This is a genomic window from Tannerella serpentiformis, from assembly GCF_003033925.1.
GTDB lineage: Bacteria > Bacteroidota > Bacteroidia > Bacteroidales > Tannerellaceae > Tannerella > Tannerella serpentiformis.
Genome location: NZ_CP028365.1, coordinates 2,557,820 through 2,580,088, shown reverse-complemented (window position 1 = coordinate 2,580,088; position 22,269 = coordinate 2,557,820). Strand labels below are relative to the sequence as shown.

Annotated in this window: 11 protein-coding genes; 9 read left to right on the top strand and 2 right to left on the bottom strand. The window is 54.2% G+C overall.

Annotation, left to right across the window (positions count from 1 at the left end; all coding sequences use genetic code 11):
• Positions 1-1,328 precede the first annotated feature (1,328 nt).
• The 4 genes from C7123_RS13485 (at position 1,329) to C7123_RS10860 (ending at position 7,313) form a co-directional block, all read left to right on the top strand.
• Positions 1,329-2,333, top strand: coding sequence for a DUF6261 family protein (locus C7123_RS13485; protein WP_069175042.1), 1,005 nt, complete (start codon positions 1,329-1,331; stop codon positions 2,331-2,333).
• A gap of 1,467 nt (positions 2,334-3,800) precedes the next feature.
• Positions 3,801-6,119, top strand: a complete 2,319-nt coding sequence (locus tag C7123_RS10870; protein ID WP_159049909.1) for a TonB-dependent receptor — start codon at positions 3,801-3,803, stop codon at positions 6,117-6,119.
• A 27-nt stretch (positions 6,120-6,146) separates the two neighbouring features.
• The gene (locus C7123_RS10865) at positions 6,147-6,467 is read left to right on the top strand and encodes a DUF4491 family protein (protein ID WP_037979466.1); all 321 of its coding nucleotides are present in this window, start codon (positions 6,147-6,149) and stop codon (positions 6,465-6,467) included.
• Between the two features lie 516 nt (positions 6,468-6,983).
• Entirely contained in the window at positions 6,984-7,313 is a 330-nt protein-coding gene (locus tag C7123_RS10860) for a cupin domain-containing protein (protein ID WP_037994674.1), read from the top strand.
• A gap of 101 nt (positions 7,314-7,414) precedes the next feature.
• Here the strand turns inward: C7123_RS10860 and C7123_RS10855 are convergent, their stop codons facing one another.
• Together C7123_RS10855 and mfd are read right to left on the bottom strand one after the other, a co-directional pair.
• A complete protein-coding gene (locus tag C7123_RS10855; RefSeq protein ID WP_069175040.1) occupies positions 7,415-8,074 on the bottom strand; it encodes an HAD family hydrolase in 660 nt (219 codons plus the stop codon).
• 270 nt (positions 8,075-8,344) lie between these two features.
• Positions 8,345-11,704 carry a transcription-repair coupling factor gene (gene mfd / locus C7123_RS10845; protein ID WP_069175038.1) on the bottom strand — a complete coding sequence of 1,120 codons (3,360 nt, stop codon included), beginning with the start codon at positions 11,702-11,704 and terminating at the stop codon, positions 8,345-8,347.
• A gap of 3,761 nt (positions 11,705-15,465) precedes the next feature.
• Between mfd and C7123_RS10805 the strand changes: the two genes are divergently transcribed.
• The 5 genes from C7123_RS10805 (at position 15,466) to menA (ending at position 21,880) form a co-directional block, all read left to right on the top strand.
• Positions 15,466-16,242: a DUF6261 family protein gene (locus C7123_RS10805; RefSeq protein ID WP_159049908.1), complete on the top strand. Its 777-nt coding sequence runs from the start codon at positions 15,466-15,468 to the stop codon at positions 16,240-16,242.
• A gap of 69 nt (positions 16,243-16,311) precedes the next feature.
• Complete coding sequence (locus C7123_RS10800) at positions 16,312-17,358, top strand: hypothetical protein (RefSeq protein ID WP_069175031.1); 1,047 nt, start codon at positions 16,312-16,314, stop codon at positions 17,356-17,358.
• Positions 17,312-19,546: a hypothetical protein gene (locus tag C7123_RS13010; RefSeq protein WP_159049907.1), complete on the top strand. Its 2,235-nt coding sequence runs from the start codon at positions 17,312-17,314 to the stop codon at positions 19,544-19,546. Before C7123_RS10800 ends, C7123_RS13010 begins: the two co-directional genes overlap by 47 nt.
• 247 nt (positions 19,547-19,793) lie before the next feature.
• A complete protein-coding gene (locus tag C7123_RS10790) occupies positions 19,794-20,954 on the top strand; it encodes a hypothetical protein (protein WP_159049906.1) in 1,161 nt (386 codons plus the stop codon).
• On the top strand, positions 20,951-21,880 hold the full coding sequence (gene menA, locus C7123_RS10785; RefSeq protein WP_069175028.1) for a 1,4-dihydroxy-2-naphthoate octaprenyltransferase: 930 nt from the start codon (positions 20,951-20,953) through the stop codon (positions 21,878-21,880). The genes C7123_RS10790 and menA overlap by 4 nt, the downstream gene beginning before the upstream one ends.
• Positions 21,881-22,269 lie beyond the last annotated feature (389 nt).

The following is a 22,269-nucleotide window of genomic DNA, read 5'->3' as shown; positions in this document are numbered from 1 at the left end:
CGTCCGCTGGATACGTATCTATTAAATACGTATTGATTGAATCCTATACCCGATAAAAATTTGATTCACCGTCTCTCATTGAATCCTATTCCCGTCAAGGATTGGATTCACCTTCTCTCATCGAATCCTATACCCGGAAAGAATTGGCTTCCCCATTAAAACGACCTACCCATAACGACCCATTTTTCGGTGTACCGGTGTAGGGGCGTATTGCATACGCCCCACAAACGGCCCAGTCAGAGGACGAATGAATCTATTTGCCATCCATTTTTTGAATACACGTAATCCATTGAACCAAAAACCCGGTACATTCTGGGGCGTATGCAATACGCCCTTACCCTAACGGATCAAAAATTCGATTTCCTTTTATCTATTGAATCACCCGCCCGGTACGTTCTGGGGCGTATGCCATATGACCCTACCCTAACGGATCAAAAAATCGATTCTCTTTTATCCATTGAATCGTCCGCCCGATACGTACTAGGGCATATGCAATACGCCCCTACCCTGACGGATCAAAAAATCAATTCTCTTTTATCTATTGAATCACCCGCCCGATACGTGCTAGGGCGTATGCAATACATCCCTACCCATACGGATCAAAAATTGGATTCTCCTTTATCCATCGAATCGAAAACCCGGTACGTTTGGGGTTGCATACCTTTACGGTCTATCCATTCCCGGCGAGAAATCATTAAAATTTGTATGAACGCGTCCAAAACCCGCCGAGGATTCGATGAATATGGCCATATTCATGCAAAACCCGTCGAGGATCGGACGAATATGGCCATATTCACACAAAACTCGTCGAGGATTGGACAGATATGGCCATTTTCACGTAAAACCCGCCGAGGATCGGATAAATATGGCCATATTCACGCAAAACTCGCCGAGGATTGGACAGATATGGCCATATTCACGCAAAACCCGCCGGGGATGGGATGAATATGGCCATATTCACGCAAAACTCGCCGAGGATCGGACGAATATGGTCATATCTATGCGAAACCCGCCGAGGATGGGATGAATATGGCCACAGCTATCGGATCCTCGCCGGGGTTAGGATAAAGTACGTATCGAGCTTTGTCATCTTTGGCGAGGATGAGAATGTCTGCGTGATGGTCTTTCTTAAACTGGGTAAGAAAAGGAAAGTGGGCGGGGAGATCTACCCTATTCGTGGCAAGAAAAAGAAGGTATGAGCGTGGATTTTTCTCCTCCTCGGCAAAAAAAGCGAGCCACGTGTATGGTGGTTAGAAAAAACGACGTATGTTTGCAGGCGTATATAAAACACATCTATGAAAAAGACGGTTATTATCAGAAAGCCCGGAATGAAGAAGTTAGACAACTCCTTGCATTCGAAGTTCCACAGCTCCGCGTACGACCTCGTTACCGCGGCAGACATTACAAAGCTCGGCATCCCCTCTGAACTGATGACGGAATGGGATGGCAACAACGCGCTCGAGACGGACATTACCAAGGTGTCGCAAGCCAGCGACGAGACGCGCCTGATGAAGGAAAAGAATAAGGAACGCGACCGGCTGGTGACTTACATCATGGGCACAATTCGCAATGCACAGTTCCTCCCGGATCAAGACATGATCGAGGCGTCCATGCGTCTGACGGCAGTGGTCAAGCCCTACGTGGGTGTACAAAACGAGTCGTTCGACCGCGAGACAGCCGACATCAAGGGACTATTGGCCGACCTGAGGAAGATGGAAAACTCGGCCGACGTCACGAAGCTGGGGCTATCGCCTATCCTCACCAAGTTAGAATCGGCTAATAAGGCCTTCGATGCCTTGTTTACCAAGCGAATGACGGCTAATACCGGCACTAAGCTACCGCCCGCCAGCAAGGTGCGACTGGAATCGGACGCTATCTACGATCGCGTGATCTTGATGCTCCAGTGGAACTACCTCTTTGGCGCAACCCCGATCGATCCGAAGGTCATCGAGACACTGGCAGAGAATCTTTGCCGGCTGGCCGACCGCATTGACAAGGGCTATAACCAAAGCGTCGCGCAAAGGAGGGCCGCGGCCGAGAAGAAGAAAAAGCCGACCGATCCTAAGGATCCCCATGTGCCCAAGGATCCCAAACCGGGTGAGCCGAAGGATCCCGAGACGCCCAAGGATCCCAAACCGAAGAAGCCGAAGGATGACGGGAAGCCCGACATTCATCTTCCCGAAGAGGATCCGTCGAAGCAGCCCGGAGGCAACGGTGGCTCGGGCAAGCAACCCGAAGGCGGTGGTGGCAAGCAGCCTGAAGGTGGCGGCGGCGCGGGTAGCGGTGACACGGGTGGTTCGGGTAATCCCGACATTCACCTGCCGACAGAGTAAGACAAGCGAACTAAAAGCAAGGTCCCCAGAGGCCGTTTGTGGGCGTATGGCATACGTCCCACGAACGGTTCCGTCAGGGGTCGAACGAATTCTGTCCCAACCCATTTTTAGGATATTGGTGTGGAGGCGTATTGCATACGCCCCACGAATTCCTATGACAATGGGCAAATGATTCGTCCGCCCGGTACATTTTGGGGCGTATTCAATACGCCCCTACCATGATGGATCAAAAATTGGATTCTTCTCTATTCATTGAATCAAAAACCCGGTACGTGCGGGGGCGTATTCAATACGCCCCTACCCTTACGGATCAAAAATTGGATTCTTCTCTATTCATTGAATCAAAAACCCGGTACGTGCGGAGGCGTATTCAATACGCCCCAACCCTTACGGTTCAAAAAATCGATTCCTCTTTATCCATTGATTCGCCCGCCCGGTACGCGCGGGTACATATATAATAGGTACATACCCTTACGGATCAAAAATTGGATTCCTCTTTATCCATTGATTCGCCCGCCAGATACGTGCAGGGGCGTATGCTGTTGCGCCCTACCCATACGGGCAAAAAATTGGATGGCCTCTTGGCTGATGATTCACAAACCCGGTACGTGCGAGGGCGTATGCAATACGCCCCTACACATACAGATCAAAAATTGGGTGGTTCCTCGGCTGATAATTCGCAAACCCGGTACGTGCAGGGGCGTATGCTATTGCGCCCTACCCATACGGATCAAAAATTGGATGCCTCTTTATCCATTGATTTGCCCGCCCGGTACGCGTGGGGGCGTATGCTGTTGCGCCCTACCCTGACGGACAAAAAAATCGATTCCTTTTTGTCCATTGAATCGCCTGCCGGGTACGTGCGAGGGCGTATGCAATACGCCCCTACACATACGGATCAAAAATTGGATTCCTTTTTATCCATTGAATTACCCACCCGGTACGTGCGGGGGCGTATTTAATAGGTACATACCGAAACGCGATACGTATCTATGGGATACGTATTTATCGATTCCTATTCTTGGCGAGGATAGGGTAGCCCGAAAACCATCGAATCGCCCGCCCGGTACGCGCTGGGGCGTATTCAATACGCCCCTACCCTTACGGATCAAAAATTCAATTCCCTTCTATTCATCGAATCATCCGCCCGATACGCGCGAGGGCGTATGCAATACGCCCCTACACATACGGGCAAAAAATTGGACGGCCTCTTGGCTAATGATTCACAAACCCGGTACGTGCGGGGGCGTATTTAATAGGTACATACCGGAAATGACCTGGATCGGGTAGGCGGGGTGCTTCGTTTTTCTTTTTTCGTTTTTCGATTCCACGCTCCGCTTGGAGTGCATTGCAAAATCACTACATGTAGTGATTGCCGCGGAGGGGAGGTTTGCCGTCCTTTGCGGCTACGAAAAGGAACGAATGGCGGGCTATGCGTCTCACGCCGTGCTTACGCTGCATTTACTCATGACGAAGAAAATTCACCGATTGGCGCTCATGCTATGCGCCCTCTGCCTAACCGAAATGGGCTGGGCAAGCGATGGCCGCCCCCAAACGGATGGTGACACGATCAAGACGTACGATATCGACGAGATCGTGATCACTTCCTCGCGCAAAGAAACGAATCGCACCGAGCAATTGCCCGGCGCGCTGACCGTCCTTTCGCCGCGGCAGGCCGACCTCCGACAGATCGGCTCCGTGAAGCGCCTGAGCGCCTTCATCCCGAATCTCTACATCCCCGATTATGGGTCGCGCGGCACCTCGGCCATCTATATCCGTGGCGTGGGAGCCAGAAGCAGCGGCCAGACGGTAGGCCTTTACGTCGATGATGTGCCGTACCCCGACAAGGGCTCTTTCGATTTTGAACTGCCTGACATTCGCCGCATCGAGGTCTTACGCGGACCGCAAGGGACGCTCTATGGCCGTAATGCGATGGGTGGTATCATTCACGTGCATACCTTCTCCCCCCTCGAGCACCAAGGCACACGCGTCGGGGTGACGTATGGCAACTACGGCAACCTCGGCCTCCGCGCCTCGCACGCCATGCGTCTCGGCGACCGCACCGGCCTACAGGTTGGGGGATACTATCGGCGGCACACGGGCTTCTTCGAAAACGTCTTTGATGGCACAAGGGCCGACGGCGAGCAGACCATCGGCGGCAATGTGAAGGTGGTGCGCCGCTTCTCGAATGCCTTCACCGCCACGTTGGCCATAGTCGGGAGCTACACGAATCAAGGCGCCTTCCCGTACGGCCTGCGCAACGACAGCACGGGTCACATCGATCCCGTGAATCTGAATGACCCCTCGTCGTACCGCCGCACCACGACCAATAGCAGCCTAACGCTCAAGTACGTGACTCCGCAATTTGTCGCCACATACACCACCGGATGGCAGTTCCTACACGACCGCATGGAGATGGATCAGGACTTTATGCCCCTCTCTCTCTTTACGCTCGATCAGCGCCGTCGCCACCACGCCTTCAATCAAGAACTTTCCGTCACGGGCACAGTCGGGCGCTACCGCTGGACCGTCGGCGCCTGTGGTTTCTATGACCATCTGCGGACGAATGCCAACGTGACCTTCAAAGAGGAAGGCATCCGCGCTGCCATGCAAAAAGCCTTCGACGGAATGCGGGCCAAGAACCCGCGCATGCCTCGCCTGCGTGTGACGGACAATCGTCTGGAGCTGCCCTCTGCCTTCGACGAATCGTCGCTCGGAATGGCCATCTACCACCAGTCTACACTCGACAATTTTCTCCTGCCCGGCCTCTCGCTCACCGCCGGACTGCGTATGGATATCGAGCGCCGGCGGCTGTACTACGAAGCCAGTGGCAAGATGAACCTGGCTATCCTCATGCCTCCCGTATACCCGAAGGAGACGGATATCAGCGCGCTCTACCCCGCCTCATCCTTCGATGAACATCTCTCGTCAGACGAGTGGCAAGTGCTTCCCCGACTGGCTTTGCGATACGCCTGGACGCCGCGCACGAGCCTATATGCGGCTGTGGCTAAGGGCTACAAGACGGGTGGCTATAACGTGCAGATGTCGGCAGACCTGATGCAGTCACGTATGCAAAACGACATCATGGACGCATTCCGCCACATCGTGCCTACGCTCCCCCACTTCGATAAGATACAGCCCAAGGAGGCCCTCGCCTATCGCCCGGAAAACGCCTGGTGCTATGAGGCGGGGATCAAGTCCGAGCCGATAAAAAACCGATTGCACACCGAGCTTACTGTCTTCTACATGGACATTCGCGACTTGCAGCTGACGCATTTTACCGCCAGCGGCACAGGACGCATGCTCAGCAACGCCGGCCGTGCCGTCAGCTGCGGCATCGAGGTGTCCCTCAGCGCACGCATTGCCTCCGGGCTCACGGCCGATGTGAACTGGGGCTACACGCATGCCACCTTTCGCAACTATAACGATGGCCGCACGGACTACCGCGGAAAATTTATCCCTTATGCCCCGCGCCATACCGTCAGCCTCAGTATCCATTACGAGCGACGGCTGCACAGCCGCCTGATCGACCGTATTTTTGCCGCGGCGCAGTATAACGGCGTCGGCCCGATTCACTGGACCGAGGCGAATGACATTCGCCAGCCCTTCTACCACACCCTCGACGCCCGCGCCGGCATAGGTCGCGGCCCCCTCACATGCTCCCTCGGCGGCCAAAACTTGACCGGGACGGACTATGCTGCTTTTTATTTCCGTTCTTTCGGTCGCAGCTTCATCCAGAAGGGTCGACCCGCCCAGGTGGCCATTCGCATCGAATACGCTTTCTAAAAACCCATACAAGCAACAATAATCACAATGGAATTCCTTACTACTTACAACCTTTGGGGCCTAGTCATAGGCGTGGCCACTTTCCTCATTATCGGGCTTTTCCATCCCCTCGTCGTCAAGGCTGAATATTATTTCGGCGCAGGCATTTGGTGGGCCTTCCTCTTAGCCGGACTCGTCTTCATGGGCCTGTCCGTGATGGTGCACCACCTCATTCTGTCCACGATTTTCGGAGTCATCGCCTTCTCCTCTTTCTGGTCGATCCTGGAAGTGAGAGACCAAGAGAAGCGCGTAGAAAAAGGCTGGTTTCCGGCCAATCCCAAGCGCGCAGCCAAGAAAAAACAGAAGTGATCGCCCATTCGCCATCGGTCGAGCTGTCATTTCCTCGGTAAGAATCTGATGCACCGTCACCCCGACCTCCCCATCCTTCGTCCGTCAGGGTAGGGGCGTATCGCATACATTCCCGCACGTACCGGATTTTTGATTCAATAGATAGAATGGATTCGAATTTTTGATCCGTCAGGGTAGGGGCATATCGAATACGCCCTCCAAACGACCACGTAGTGGGCGAACAACCCCACCGGCCAGGTACACGCTGAGGCGTATGCTTTTGCGCCCTACCCTAACGGTCGAAAATTTATCGAGGAGAGGCAGACCGATTCAAGGATGAATCCCATCCTTGCCAAGCATAGGATTCAATAAATACGTATTTAAGAGGTACTTATCGGGGATCAGATAGTCCGGCAGGAGGCAACTGTCATCCTTGGCAATAAGACCTATGTCACCCATGTGACAATTCGTAGACTGGTCAAGGATTACATTTGCAGCGTCATCATTAATCGTTTCACAGTAATAATTTTCCTTCTTATGAGCACATTTGAGAAAGCAACCGTTATTGCCCTCGAGCCGTCGATTGACTATGCTCCTGGATCAGTCATTAGCAAGCAAGTCACCATCAACCGCGCTGGAAACGTCACCCTTTTCTCCTTTGACAAAGGCCAAGGCCTGACCGAACACACCGCGAATTTCGATGCCCTTGTGCAGGTCCTCGATGGCGAGGCCGAGATCCGTATTGACGGAACGCCGCACCGCCTGAAAGCTGGCGACTGCATCATCATGCCCGCCAATCACCCCCACGCCTTGCAAGCTGTTGAGCGCTTCAAGATGCTGCTTACGATGATCAAAGGCGGCGAATGATTCGCCTGCCACTCTGTTCTGTATAAACCGAGCCGCCCCTCGAAGTCCCTGAGAAGGACTTACCGAGGGGCGGCTCATTTTGTTTGGTCGGGCACGCGTCGTTACCCAAACGCGAGGCGTCGGATCTCGTCCGGCGAGTCGACTATGTGTCGCGCACCACATTCCTCAAGCTCCGTACGCGGACGAAAGCCCCACGTGACGCCGATCGAAACGAGTCCGCCGTTGGCTGCCGTTTGCATGTCGACGCCGGAATCGCCCACGTAGAGCGTCTCCTCCGCCGTGCAACCGGTGATCTGCAACACGTCTCTGACTACGGTCGGATCGGGCTTTGTGGGTATGCCCTCGCGCTGCCCAAAGACAGCCGCGAAACGAATGTCTGGGAAGTACTGTCGGACTAACTTCTCCGTGGCGCGTTGATACTTGTTCGAGGCCACGGCCAGCGCCATCCCGTCGGCTTGCAGTTGGCTGAGTAGCTCGGGAATGCCGGGATAGGGAGCGGTGTAATCCGCGTTGTGGGCGTCATAGTACGTCAAGAAAGCGCTGCGAATGCGGGCGATATTCTCCTGCGTACGCTCGCCCTCGGGCAGAGCACGTTCGAAGAGCTTATTGATACCATTGCCAACGAAATACTTGTACGCCTCGATGGCATGCGTCGGAAAGCCAGATTTTTCCAGCGCGTAGTTCGTGCTATGGGCGAGATCGGCAATGGTGTTGAGCAACGTCCCGTCCAGATCGAAAATAAGGGAGTGAATAGGATTCATAATACGTAATGAATATCGATATAGGGGCAGGCGTTCGATGTCTGCCCGTCATTGTATGCCAAAATGAAGGGGCAAAGTTATGCACGGGGAGGTGCCAGCATTCATCTTGATCAGTGTGGCCTTCGCCTTTACTCGCCTCTCCCTTTTCTTCCCTTGATAGAAGAAAAGGAAGCAAAAGAAGATCAAGGCACCGAGGGTGCCGCCATGCTTGCCGGATAGACGGATCGTTTCCATGCCTCTTCTTTGGATCCCCTCTGTATGAGGAACCCTTCACGCAGCATCGGGCTCGATGTGCTCCACCTCGGTCAGGCAACGCACGGCGGCGGCAACGCTCGCCACGTTACGGATTAGGATGCTCCGCTTGGCGTTTTGCTCGCGTAGGACGCAGCTTTTCGGATGTCGACCGATGTAACCGAGCAGACGGCCAAAGGCTATGCTTTGATAGTAGGGGCTGTCGCTGTCGGAGGGTAGGTAAAGGGCCATCGCGCCACGTTTGAGGACAACTTTCTCGATGCCTAACCGACGTGCCATGCGTCTGAGATTCACAACACGAATCAGTTCCTCGCCCTCGGTCGGGATACGTCCGAAACGGTCTTGGAGCGACGCAACAAAGCGCGATAAAGCCTCGTCGGTCTCGATCGTATCCAGTTCGCGATAGATGCCGACGCGCTCCGAGTCGTTGGGAATGTACGTCGGGGGGAACATTAGCTCCAGATCGCTCTCGACAAACGTTTCGCGGACGTAGTTGTCACCCGTGTTGGGTGTGCCCTCGTCGTCCCCGGCGTAGAGATCGGCGAACTCGTCTGTTTTTAGCTCATCCACGGCTTCTTCGAGGATCTTTTGGTACGTCTCATAGCCGAGATCGGCGATGAAACCGCTCTGCTCGGCTCCGAGCATGTTGCCCGCGCCACGGATGTCGAGGTCCTGCATGGCGATATGCATGCCACTGCCCAGTTCGGCAAAGCTCTCGATGGCCTGAAGCCGACGACGGGCTTCCGCCGTTAGCGTGGAGAGCGGTGGCGCCAACAAGTAGCAGAATGCCTTGCGATTGCTCCGGCCGACCCGTCCGCGCAGCTGGTGCAGCTCCGAAAGGCCGAACTGATGGGCGTTGTTGACGATGATCGTATTTGCGTTCGATACGTCGATGCCATTCTCGACGATGGTGGTAGCCACAAGCACGTCGTATTCGTAATTCACGAAATCTAAGATGATCCGTTCCAGTTTGTCCGGCTCCATCTGGCCGTGTCCGACGGCCACGCGCACTCCGGGCACCTCACGTCGAATCAGGTTCTCGATCTCGTAAATGTTCTGAATGCGATTGTTGATAAAAAAGACTTGCCCGTTGCGACTCATCTCAAATTCGATGGCCTCGCGGATAATGTCGGCGTTGAAGCGCTCCAATTCCGTCTGCACCGGGTATCGGTTGGGCGGCGGCGTAGTGATGTTGCTCAGGTCGCGGGCTCCCATGAGTGAAAACTGAAGCGTGCGCGGGATGGGTGTGGCGGTCAGGGTGAGCGTGTCTACGTTCGTCCGGAGCTGGCGGAGCTTCTCTTTGACCGAGACACCGAATTTCTGCTCTTCGTCGATGATCAGCAAGCCTAAGTCATTGAATTTGACGTCGCGGCCGACGATGCGATGCGTTCCGATGAGGATATTCAGCTCGCCCGAGGCTAAGCGTTTGAGGATGTCTTTCACTTCCGCGGTCGATCGGGCGCGACTGATGTAATCGATGGTGCAAGGAAAGCCCTTGAGACGCTCCCGAAACGTCTGGTAATGCTGAAACGCGAGCACGGTGGTGGGCACAAGCACTGCGACCTGCTTATTATCGGCCACTGCCTTGAAAGCCGCCCGCATAGCCACCTCCGTCTTGCCAAATCCAACATCGCCACAGACCAGGCGATCCATCGGCCGCTCACGTTCCATATCCGCCTTCACTTCCGCAGTGGCGCGCATTTGGTCGGGGGTATCCTCATAGATAAAGCTGGCCTCTAACTCGTCCTGCATGAAGCTATCCGGACTGAAGGCATAGCCTTTCTCGCCGCGGCGGGTGGCATAAAGGCGGATCAGATCGCGCGCTATGTCCTTGACTTTCTTCTTCGTGCGGTCCTTCATCCGTTCCCAAGTGCCGCTGCCGAGCTTGTTCAGTGCGGGCGGTTCGCCGCCGTCCTTGCCCTTGTACTTCGAGAGTTTATGCAGCGCGTGAATGCTGACGAAGAGGATGTCGTTGTTGCGATAAATCAGTTTCACGGCCTCTTGCACCTTGCCGTTCACTTCGGTACGCACCAAGCCGCCAAATTGTCCCACGCCGTGGTCGATGTGTACGATAAAATCGCCGGGGGTGAACTGGTTTAGCTCCTTGAGCGTCAGGGCCATCTTTCCGCTGCGTGTGCGGTCGCTCTTGAGATTATATTTGTGGAAGCGACCGAATAGCTGGTGATCCGTGAAAAAACAACTGCGCAGCGTATGGTCTGTAAAGCCCTCGTGCAGAGTCCGACTGACGGCCGTAAAGGGTATCGCCTCGCCCCGGTCTTTGAAAATGTCCCGAATGCGAGCTGCCTGTTTCTCGCTGTCAGTCAATAAATAAAGGGTATAGCCATCCGTCAGATATTGGCGAAAGGTTTGACTGACGAGGTCGAAGTTCTTTTGGAAGAGCGGCTGCGGCGACGTGTCGAATCGGAAGACGGCCGACGTGTCGCCATCGCGCGCCATGAGGTGGATCGAGATAAAACGTGCTGCGGCTACCGAAAAGGCCTCCGCGCCGATCAGCTTACGGCGCATGGCCTCCCGATCCGCGAAACCCTCGTCGTCCTTATTCACCGGTTCCTCGTCCCAGAGGGAGGCGATCCGCTCGCGGCACCACGTCGCATCGTGCGTCACGACGAGGGCGTCCTTCGGCAGCAGGTCGAGCAGCGAACTATCGGCATCGTCGTAGCGACTGATCTCCGGGACAATCCGGATCGCGTCCAGTTTTTCCTGCGATAGCTGCGTCTCTACGTCAAACGTGCGGATGGACTCGATCTCGTTGCCAAAAAAGTCCACGCGATAGGGCCGTTCGTGGGAAAAAGAGAAGATGTCTAAGATACTCCCGCGGACGGCGTACTGCCCCGGCTCATAGACATAGTCAGTCTGCTCAAAGTGGTAATTATCAAGTACATCGGAAACAAAAATCGGGTCCACTTTTTCGCTTACGTGAAGCTCCAGCGTGTTCTCCTTGAGCACATTTTTCGATAGCACACGCTCAGCGATGGCGTCCGGATAGGAGACGATGATCACGTCCGGCTTGTCTGATTGCAGCGTGGCCAACGTCTCCGTTCGCAGCACCTCATTGGCCGCGTCCGTGTGGCCATATTTGATATGTCGGTGGTAGGCGGAGGGGAAAAAGCTGACGCTGGCCTCGCCCACCAGTTGCACTAAGTCATTATAGAAATATCCGGCCTCCTCGAGGTCGTTCATCAAGCAAAGCAGACACCCGCCACGCTTGCGAAAGAGTGCCGCTAAGCACACCGCAGCGCTTGACCCCTGCAACCCTGCCCAATGCATGCTGTGCACATCGCCTCGATCGATCAGCGACGTCAGGGCAACCATTTGCGGGTGCGCCGCGTAAATATTTTGTAAGTCTTTAATGTCCATGAGACCGTTAATCAGTAAGTCAGGAGGAGAAGGAAAGGGAGAATCGGAGAAAGGGGAGATCGCAACGATCCCCCCATACAAAGGGCCGCAAAAGTGTACCCAATTCGCGAAAAACCGAACATCATCCTCGATTTATTTTCAATCACGCCCCACATCCCCAAGCCCTCGTATGCCTTTCCGTACAATATCTATAGATAAAAGAAGCCCACACCCGCCAAGCCACCCCTTCCCCAACCGAAGGCGAACAACGAAAACGCCCCCCTTTCATCCGTCAGGGTAGGGGCGTATGGCATACGCCCCCATAGTTCCATCAGAAAACAGCGAGCGAACATATCAATCTGCCCGTTCCTCGTCACGTAAAAATATCTGCACCCAAACACCTCCAATTTTCATCTTCCCAACGATTCAGAGAAGCCCGCCCCCGCCAAGACACTCCTTCCCCGACCGACGGCGGACAAAAAACACGCCCCCTTTTCGTCCGTCAGGGTAGTGGCGTATTGCATACGCCCCCATAGTTCCATCAAAAAATAGCAGGCGGACATATTGATCCGCCCGTCCCCTGTCACGTAAAAATATCTGCACCCAAACACCTCCAATTTTCATCCTCCCAACAAATAAAAGAAGCCCATCCCCGCCAGAAGACCCCTTCCTCAACCGACAACGAACAAAAAACACGCCCCCTTTTCGTCCGTCAGGGTAGGGGCGTATCGCATACGCCCCCATAGTTTATTTGAGAAATAGCGAGCGGACATATTGATCCGCCCGTTCCCTGTCACGTAAAAATATCTGTACCCAAACATCTCCAATTTTCATCTTCCCAACAAATAAAAGAAGTCCATTCCCGCCAAGCCACCCCTTCCCCGACCAACAACGGACAAAGAAAATGCCCCCTGCGGGGGCTTGACTTTCTTTTGTCTCCTTTCCCCCAGTCAAGACAAGAAAAGGAGAAAGAGGCGCAAGAAAAACACCTCCAATCTTCATCTTCCCAACAAATAAAAGAAGCCCGCCCCCGCCAAGACACCCCTTCCCCGACCAACGGCGGACAAAAAACACGCCCCCTTTTTGTCCGTCAGGGTAGGGGCGTATGGCATACGCCCCCATAGTTCCATCAAAAAATAGCGGGGGACATATTGATCCGCCCGTCCCCTGTTACGTAAAAATATCTGCACCCAAAAACCTCCAATCTTCCTAATCCCAAAGAATTAGAGAATCCCATCCCCGCCAAGCCACCCCTTCCCCGACCGACAACGGACAAAAAACACGCCCCCTGCGGGGGCTTGACTTTCTTTTGTCTCCTTTTCTTGTGTCAAGACAAGAAAAGGAGGAAGAGGTGTAAGAAAAACACCTCCAATCTTCATCTTCCCAACAAATAAAAGAAGCCCGTCCCCGCCAAGCCATCCCTTCCCCGACCGACAGCGAACAAAAAACACGCCCCCTTTTCGTGCGTCAGGATAGGGGCGTATCGCATACGCCCCCATAGTTCCATCAAAAAGTAGCGGGGGAACATATTGATCCGCCCGTCCCTCGTTATATGAAAATATCTACACCTAAACATCTACAATTTTCATCTTCCCAACAAATAAAAGAAGTCCATTCCCGCCAAAACACACCTTCCCCGACCAACAACGAACAAAAAACACGCCCCCTGCGGGGGCGTGACTTTCTTTTGCCTCCTTTTCTTGTGTCAAGACAAGAAAAGGAGAAAGAGACATAAGGAAAACGCTCTCAACTTCACTATATCCAACGATTCAGAGAAGCCCGCCCCCGCCAAGCCACCCCTTCCCCGACCGACGGCGAACAAAAAACACGCCCCCTTTTCGTCCGTCAGAGTAGGGGCGTATTGCATACGCCCCCATAGTTCCATCAGAAAACAGCGAGCGAACATATCGATCAGCCTGTTCCTCGTTATATGAAAATATCTATACCTAAACATCTACAATTTTCATCTTCCCAACAAATAAAAGAAGACCACTCCCGCCAAGACATCCCTTCCCCGAGCGACGGCGAACAAAGAAAACGTCATAATTTCGATTCATTCGGCCTCCAATATGTTCATTCGTGGGGCGTATGCAATACGCCCCTACCCTGACGGACGAAAAATCGCCACGATTTTGATTCGTTCGGCCTCTGATATGTTTATTCGTAGGGCGTATGCAATACACCCCTACTCTGGCGGACGAAAAGACGTCACGATTTCGATTCATTCAGCCTCTAATATGTTCATTCGTAGGGCGTATGCCATACGCCCCTATCCTGACGGACGAAAAATCGTCACGATTTTGATTCATTCAGCCTCTGATATGTTCATTCGTAGGGCGTATGCCATACGCCCCTACCCTGACGGACGAAAAATCGCCACGATTTCGATTCACCGACAAAAAATGATCCCTAAACCCATCGGGGCAAGCTATCCCTGGGCAATTAGGAAGATAAATCCCGACGCATATACGTTTCTTCTCGTATAAAAGAAGAGATTATGCGCTGCACAAAGCAATCTCCCGCAATAAAATAAGTAGATATGCAACGCATATTGAATCATTCGAATATGAAAGAAGAGCATATGTATTGCAGATTAAATATTCACGGAACAAAAGAAGATGACATGCAACGCATATATGATCTTCACGAATCAGGGAGATTCTATCTGCATTGCAGATTATATACCATCATACCGATAGCTATCGATATGCAATGCGTCGGCTATGCTCCTACTGCAATAGAACCGTATATGCACGGCATGTAGTATCTTTTTTACCCGTAGGAAAAGAATATGCAGCGCAGATTATATCTTCCCGGAATAAAAGCAGACTATATGCAACGCATAAGATCTTCTTTTGAGCCATGAGTATAGATTTTGCAATGCGGATATGCTTCTATTGGGTCGAGAAGATTACATTTGCAATGCGGATGAGATTCTTTCCTATCGGGAGATATAGATCTGCAACGCAGATTGTGATCTTTCATAGTGGGAGATCATGATTTGCGTCGGGTTTTTACCTTTGTGGGGCTCGGGGATTGGAAATCTTGTCGGGTATGATCTACGCGGAGGCGTTTGGATTGAAAAACCGACCTAAAATGGGTATCCCGGATGGTCGGGGATTGGAATATTTGATAAGAATAGCCTGCGATGAGACACGGGGAAGGGTAATCTTGATAAGGATTGGCTTCTCTGAATCGTTGGGAAGATGAAAATTGGGAACGTTTTTCTTCTGTCTCTTTCTCCTTTTCTTGTCTTGACACAAGAAAAGGAGACAAAAGAAAGTCAAGCCCCCACAGGGGGCATTTTCTTTGTTCGTCGGTGGGCGGAGAAGGGTAGACTTGGCGGGGATGGGCTTCTCTAAATCGTTGGGAAGATGAAAGTTGGGAACGTTTTTCTTCTGTCTCTTTCTCCTTTTCTTGTCTTGACACAAGAAAAGGAGACAAAAGAAAGTCAAGCCCCCGCTGGGGGCGTTTTCTTTGTCCGTCGTCGGTCGGGGAATGGGTGTCTAGGCGAGAATAGGGTTCTTTTATTTGTTGAGAAGATGAAAATTGAAGATGTTTAGGCATAGATATTTTTACACGATGAGGAGCGGGTGGGTTGATATGTCCACTCGCTATTTCTCAAGGAAACTATGGGGGCGTATGCGATACGCCCCTACCCTGACGGACGAAAAGGGGGCAGTTTCTTTGCTCGCCGTCGGGCGGGGAAGGGTAGACTTGGCGGGGATGTGTTTTATGTATTTTATGGTGATGTTTTTTGTGATGATGATCGAATGAAACGTGTGATTGAAATTGAGAAACTGGGGCAGTATCGGCTGGATAATTCGCTGCATACTTGGTTCCATGATAAGGTGTGCGAGCGTATCGGCGCGGCTGATGGAGAGAAGATCGGTGTGCCGCAGACGATGGTCGAGGAGTATCGGGCGTGTGTCGATGAGGAGTTTGAGATGCTGAAGGAGGTGTCTGGCGAGGAGAATGAAACGAAAGCGATCCTGAAAAAGGATGCGGAATGTGACCGTCTGCTGTCTTTCATTTTGGGCGTGATACGTATTATGCGCCTTTCGCCGCGTCAGGAGGTGGCCGAGGATGCGCAGCATTTGTACGTTTTGACTCACGACAAAAAACGGATACAGTCGGAAGGCATCGGACGCAAACCGGCGCGTATCGATTCACTGCTGAATGACCTCAAAAAGCCTGAACCGGAGGCCATGATTACGCGGCTCGGCCTCGACGAGGCTGTGGGGCTGCTGAAGCAGGCTAACGAGGACGCGAGTCGGCTACAGCGTGAGCGGAGCAACCTGCGCGTAAGGCGAAAACGGCCTTCGATGACGCAAATCCGACCTAAAACGGACGAGGTTTACCATGAGGTGATCCTCCAATTACAATATGCTTACAAAAATAATGTTCCGCCGATCGACCGTGAAGCCATCGCCGAACTGGTCCGCCATCTGAACGAGCACACGGCGCACGCCCGCATGACTTACAAGAAGAGCTTGGCCCAACGGCGGGCCAGACGTAGACAAAAATCGGTGCCCACGGATGCGGACAATCCTGTATAATCCACGGCTCCGCTTCATTTTATTTATCTTTGTTGCGCTGAAGGGACAAACGACCTCCACCCTCGATCGATGAACGCAAAATACCTCCTTTTCCTGCTCTGCACACTGGCCGCCATCGCCTGCCAGCCCAGCGGCGGGGACGACACGCCCGCCGTGGCTTTCTATTACTGGCGGACGACGTTCGACCTGACGCCTACGGAGCGGCGCGTGCTGGAGGATTGCGATGTGAAACACCTGTATATCCGCTATTTCGACGTCAAAATAGATCCCGCCAGCGGTGCGATCGTGCCCGAGGCCCCGGTTCGTTTTCGCAGCCTGCCGCCGAAGGGCATCCGTGTCACGCCCGTGGTCTTCATCACCAACCGCGTCATGCTCCGCCGCGAGACAAACGTCGACACACTGGCTGCGAACATCGCTGCCTACATCCGACGGATCAACCGGGCGGTGGGTCTGCCCGAACCCGACGAGGTGCAGATCGATTGCGACTGGTCGACCGGCAGCCGCGACCGGTTTATGCTATTCATCGACACCTTGAAGCGGCACGGCGGCTTTCGCAACCTTTCGGCCACGATCCGTCTGCACCAAGCTAAGCATCACACCATTACGCGCATCCCTGGGGTCGATCGCGGCGTTCTGATGTACTATAACATGGGCTCCGTGGAGACGGATACGGTCAATTCGATCTATGACCGCAAGATTGCCAAGCGCTACCTCGGCAGCCTCAAGGTTTACCCCCTGCCGATGGACGTCGCACTGCCCATTTATGCCTGGGGCGTACACCTCAGCGAGGGTCGCGTGACCGAGTTGATCAATCGTATCCACCGCGCTGATTTTGAGCAAGACACGAATTTTCTTGTCTCACGCGGTTCGAACCTCATCACGGTCAAACATTCCCTGATCAAAGGCGGACGTTACTACCGCACGGGCGATGAAGTGAGGATAGAGGAAGTGACATCGAAAGACTTATTAGAAATGGCGCGCGATCTGAGTCGGCATATGTCGGCACGGCCTCGCGAGGTTATCTTTTTTGACTTGGATGAGCATCATTTCAATAAATACATAACGAACTATGAAAGCGAAACGAATTTCTTTAAGGACGTGGTGCGCTGTTTTTAGCGCTATACTCATCTCGACGGGTCTGGCTTGGGCATGCTTTTACATGGACTTCGACCCGCCGTCGAACTTCAGCCCGGAGCTGATGATGAGGGATGCGGCGGCCTATCGGCCCCTCTTTTATGACCCCAACACGACGTTTTACAACGGACACGATGACCAGCATCCCCGCCGATTCAACGAGGAGGTAACTAACGATTGGTATGACTTTTTGGATGGGAAACTCACTCGGGAACAGATTGCAGCCTTCATGCTCGAGGGCAAAAAGGTCGCGGCCATCGCTAACTCCTCGAATCCGAAGGTGAAAGCCTTCGAGCGCTTCGTACGCTTAGCCCACCAGGTAGACGACTATGCCTGTACACCGATCGATCCGTGGTCGTTTTACAGCAACAATAAGCCAGAAGCGCCCCGGAAGGTGCCCGCTGATCTGACACAGGAAGTCATTCAGGGCTACAAAACGCAGACGGATGCCTTCCTCAAGAATCGCTATGCTTTCCAGGCACTTAAGGCGCTCTTTTACGCTGGGAATCGGGATGCATTTGAACGTTTTTTCGGCGAAGTTGAGCCGAATATGCCGCGCAATACGCTTTATTATCGTGCCCTTGGCTATCGCGCGGGCTTCTACATCGAGGTGAAGGACTTTTGCAACGCGAATTTGCTTTACGCAGAGGTATTTAACCACGTACCAGCCATGCGACCGGTCGCTGCCACGTCGCTTACGCTGCAAGACGAAAAACAATGGGAGCAATGCCTCCGCGCAGCCTCGCCCGAGCAAAAAACGGCTCTCTGGGCCCTGCTGGCATTCCGGACAGGCGATAACGACCGGGCCATCCGATCCATCTATCAGATCCGCCCTAAGGATCCGCTGCTTAGCCTGCTCGTGATCCGCTTCATCAACGAGAATGAGGATTGCCGAGGGTCGCTGATCGGCCCACCGACGGAAGATGCCGATCCGAAGGCCAACCGCATGAAGGAAATACCGCGGGAAACGTTCGATTTGATCCGGCGAATCGCAACGGAGGAGAAGACGGAAAACCCGTTCCTCTGGTATGCGGCGGCGGGCTACATCACGTCTTGGTCGGGCGACTACGATGGCGCTAATTCGCTCTACGATAAGGCCGCAGGACAAATGAAGGCCGGCAACAAAGAAGCGGCCGATCAGCTGCGCTTACTGCGCCTCGTCAACGCCCTGAGTCGGATCACGGAGGTGAAAGGCGACAACGTAGAGCGCCTCACGGAGGAGCTCCGATGGCTTTACAAGCAGAACAGCTATCCGGAATATGGGGAAGGTGGCATGCGTTATAAGACGGCCATCACACAAAGCGCCACCTATCTGTCCACGCTCTACGCCAAGGCCGGTCGGCCCGAGCTGGCAGAGATGCTGGATCATAGCAGCGAGAAGATTGCTCAGCCCGGCGTGGTGGACAAGCTGATCGCCGTGCTCGAAAACCCGCGCACACCGATGGAGAAGCTCATCGTCGACATGTATCCGTATACGGCGGAGGAGTTTTACTTCTACAAGGCCCTTCAAGCCCTTCACGCCGATCAATTGATCGAGGCCGAGGCGCTGATGAAGAAAGCGGGCAAGCAGGGGATGACGGAAATCTACACGAATCCCTTTAACGACTACATCCTCGATCCCTTAGACGCCCATACCCGCAAGCATATTAAGGAAGCGAAGGTGAAATACACGCCGATCACGCTTATCCAAAAGATGCGGGAGGGCGAAGCCAAGATTGCGCGCGGTGAGGAGGTGTATAACAACAGCTTACTGGTCGGGAATGCCTTCTACAACATGTCGTTTTACGGCACAAGCGACATTTGGCGCGTCCCGTTGCTGAACGCTTCCATCTTCGAGCTCGTCCCCTGCTATGCCCAAGAGATGGTCATGACCAGCCCCGCCGCGAAAAAGTATTACCGCATGGCGTTGAAGGCCGCCACGACCGATGAACAGCGCGCGAAAGCCGTTTTTCTGTCCATCAAATGCGATCGCAACGACTGCTACTTGGGGCCGATCCGAGGACGCGCCCTCTGTGACAATCAGAGGTATATGAATCAGAGCAACTCTCCCAATTGGCTCGATCGTGACGGCTTTGGCGAGCTGATGCGTTACGCGAACACGCAGTACTACCGGGATGTGATCCGCGAATGCGGCTACTTCCAGCTCTACGTGGCCAAACACAAGCGATGACCGATGGAGGAGCTGCTTCATTTGGAGTCTCGGAAGCGGAGACACGTCGATTTTTCGGATCATTCGGTTGCTGATAAGGCGATTCGTGGGGCGTATGCCATACGTCCCCACACGAATGGCCGGAAATTTGTCGAGGATGATCTTCGTTTTTGGTCACGGAAGCGGAAACTCGCCGGGCGTGAGCTTCGAACGTATTCAGCTTATCTATATGTAATCCATAGTATTCACCACTTTTCAACAGAGAACAATGAATGAACGAATGAAAGCCTTCAGCAAGAGGGCTATGTACGGCGCACTGGCCGGACTGCTCTGGATAGCCACTCCGGCAGCCCGAGCGCAAGACAACATCACCTTGACAGACTCTGCGCAAACGGTGGCACTCGTGGCCGCCGCTAACGATACCTCCGCCTTAGCGCCCATCACAGCGACAAGCGATAGCGTCTTCCTCAAGGATTCGTCGGCCGTGCTGCCCATCAAAGAGGCCATACAGGACGGTGACTTTCGCACCAAGGCCCAGCTGCGCAAAGTGGTCGAGCAATGGAACGCTGCCCTGACTCCGGCCACCGTCGACCGCCTGAAGCAGCTCTATCACGACACCGAGGTGCTCTATTACGGCGGCCGCACCACACCCGACGAGTGCATCAATGACAAACGGGCCTACATGGAGAGTCATCCCGGATACGCCCAAACGTTAGTCGGCGAGATCGTCTACGACTCCATTAATCAGGTCACCTATCGCTGCTCCTTCATCAAACGCGTCAAGCAAAACGATGGCTTTTTCGAATATCCCTCCTACCTCGTCATGATGCGCAAGCCCAACGGCTGGCGGATCACGGCCGAGGGCGACGGCGCCACCGACTACAATCGCAAGAAGAGCGAAACGGGCAGCGCACGCGGTAGCGGCATGAACGAGGGCGACTTCAACGGCACGGGTACGAAAGGCTACGTCTGGCTCGAGCCGCCTGTGTTCGCGAAAACGGATGACGAGGACGCCGGCTGCCTCGGCGGCTGCGACGGCACGATCCGCTTCCTCAACCCCTTCATCCCCCCCATCAAGGTTCGCCATTGCATCGACGGCACGCCCGATAACCTCGGCGATCTGAACGGTGACGGCGCCGACGAGGTCGGTCTACTGCCCATTTGGTTCAATGGCTGCTGGGCCGACTATCACGTCTGGACGCTGCAAAACGGTCGCTGGATCGAGGCGGTAGAGAGCTTCCCCACCCATTGCGACCAGTGGAAGACGGGGCTGAAGCCCGTCGAAGTCGATCCCAAACGCCCGGGCTACGTCATCATCCGTTACAGCGAGAATGGCAAGAACGGAGGCATCGAGGTCAAGAGCAAGTCCGTGCCCATCCGCGGCGGAAAGGGTGCGGCGACCGATCCCGTCACGTTTCCGAAACTATGAGCACCGAGCGCCCCCTCTCCTCCCCCACGCCACCGTCCGCTGTCGCTTCCGTGAGTCCGCTGAAGGCTTGGATCACGGCGGCAAGGCCCCACACTCTGGCAGCCTCGGCCTGCCCCGTGGTCGCTGCGTCGGCGCTGGCCTGGCGTGCGGACACATTTCGGTTCGTGCCCGCTGCGCTCTGTCTGCTCGTAGCCGTGCTGGCGCAGGTGGCCGCCAACCTCTCCAACGACTACTTCGATTATAAGAAGGGAGCCGACACCGATCGGCGTGTGGGGCATCAGCGCGCTGTCGCCTCGGGGTGGATAGCCCCGCAGACGATGCTCCGCGCTTCGCTCGTCACACTTGGGCTGGCCCTGATCTGCGGACTCTTCCTCCTGGCCTACGGCAACCCCGTCCTGCTCCTCGGTGCGGGTGTAGCCATCGCGCTCTGCGTGCCCGCCTATACCGCCGGCCCCTACCCCTTGGCTTATCGCGGCTGGGGCGACGTCTGCGTGCTGCTCTTCTACGGTGTGATCCCGGTCTGCCTCACGTATTACGTCCAAGCGGGCACCGTGACTGCCACCACTGCGTGGATCTCCGTTGCCCTGGGACTACTCTCCGTCAACATCCTCCTCGTCAATAACGTCCGCGACCAAGAGCAGGACGCCGCCGCTGGCAAACGCACCACCGTCGTGCGTTTCGGCCGCCGCTTTGGCACGACGCTCTACCTCGTCTGCGCCGTGCTGGCCGTCGCCTGCTCATGGCCCGCCTATTTCTATCGCGGCGCCTACACCTGGTTGCTGTTCCTCATCTTCCTCGCCTTCGAACTGGTGACGTGGCACGATCTGCGTCGCCTCAGCGGCTCCGATCTGAACCGTGTGCTCGGACTCACCGCCCGTAATATCTGGATCTATACCCTGCTGCTCGTTTCGTTGCTGGTCTTCTGAAAGATGCCGAGGCCGTTGCACGGTCCACCAATCCGTCAGAATCAGATTCTGAGCCTTTGCAACGGTCTGCAATCCTTCAGAATCAGATTCTGAGCCTTTGCAACGTTCTGCAATCCGTCAGAATCAGATTCTGGGCCATTGCAAGGGTCTGCAATCCTTCAGAATTGGATTCTGAGCCTTTGCAAGGGTCTGCAATCCTTCAGAATCAGATTCTGGGCCTTTGCAAGGGTCTGCAAAGCGTCAGAATCAGATTCTGGGCCATTGCAACGGTCTGCAATCCTTCAGAATCAGATTCTAGGCCATTGCAACAGTCTGCAAAGCGTCAGAATCAGATTCTGGGCCATTGCAACAGTCTGCAATCCGTCAGAATCAGATTCTGGGCCATTGCA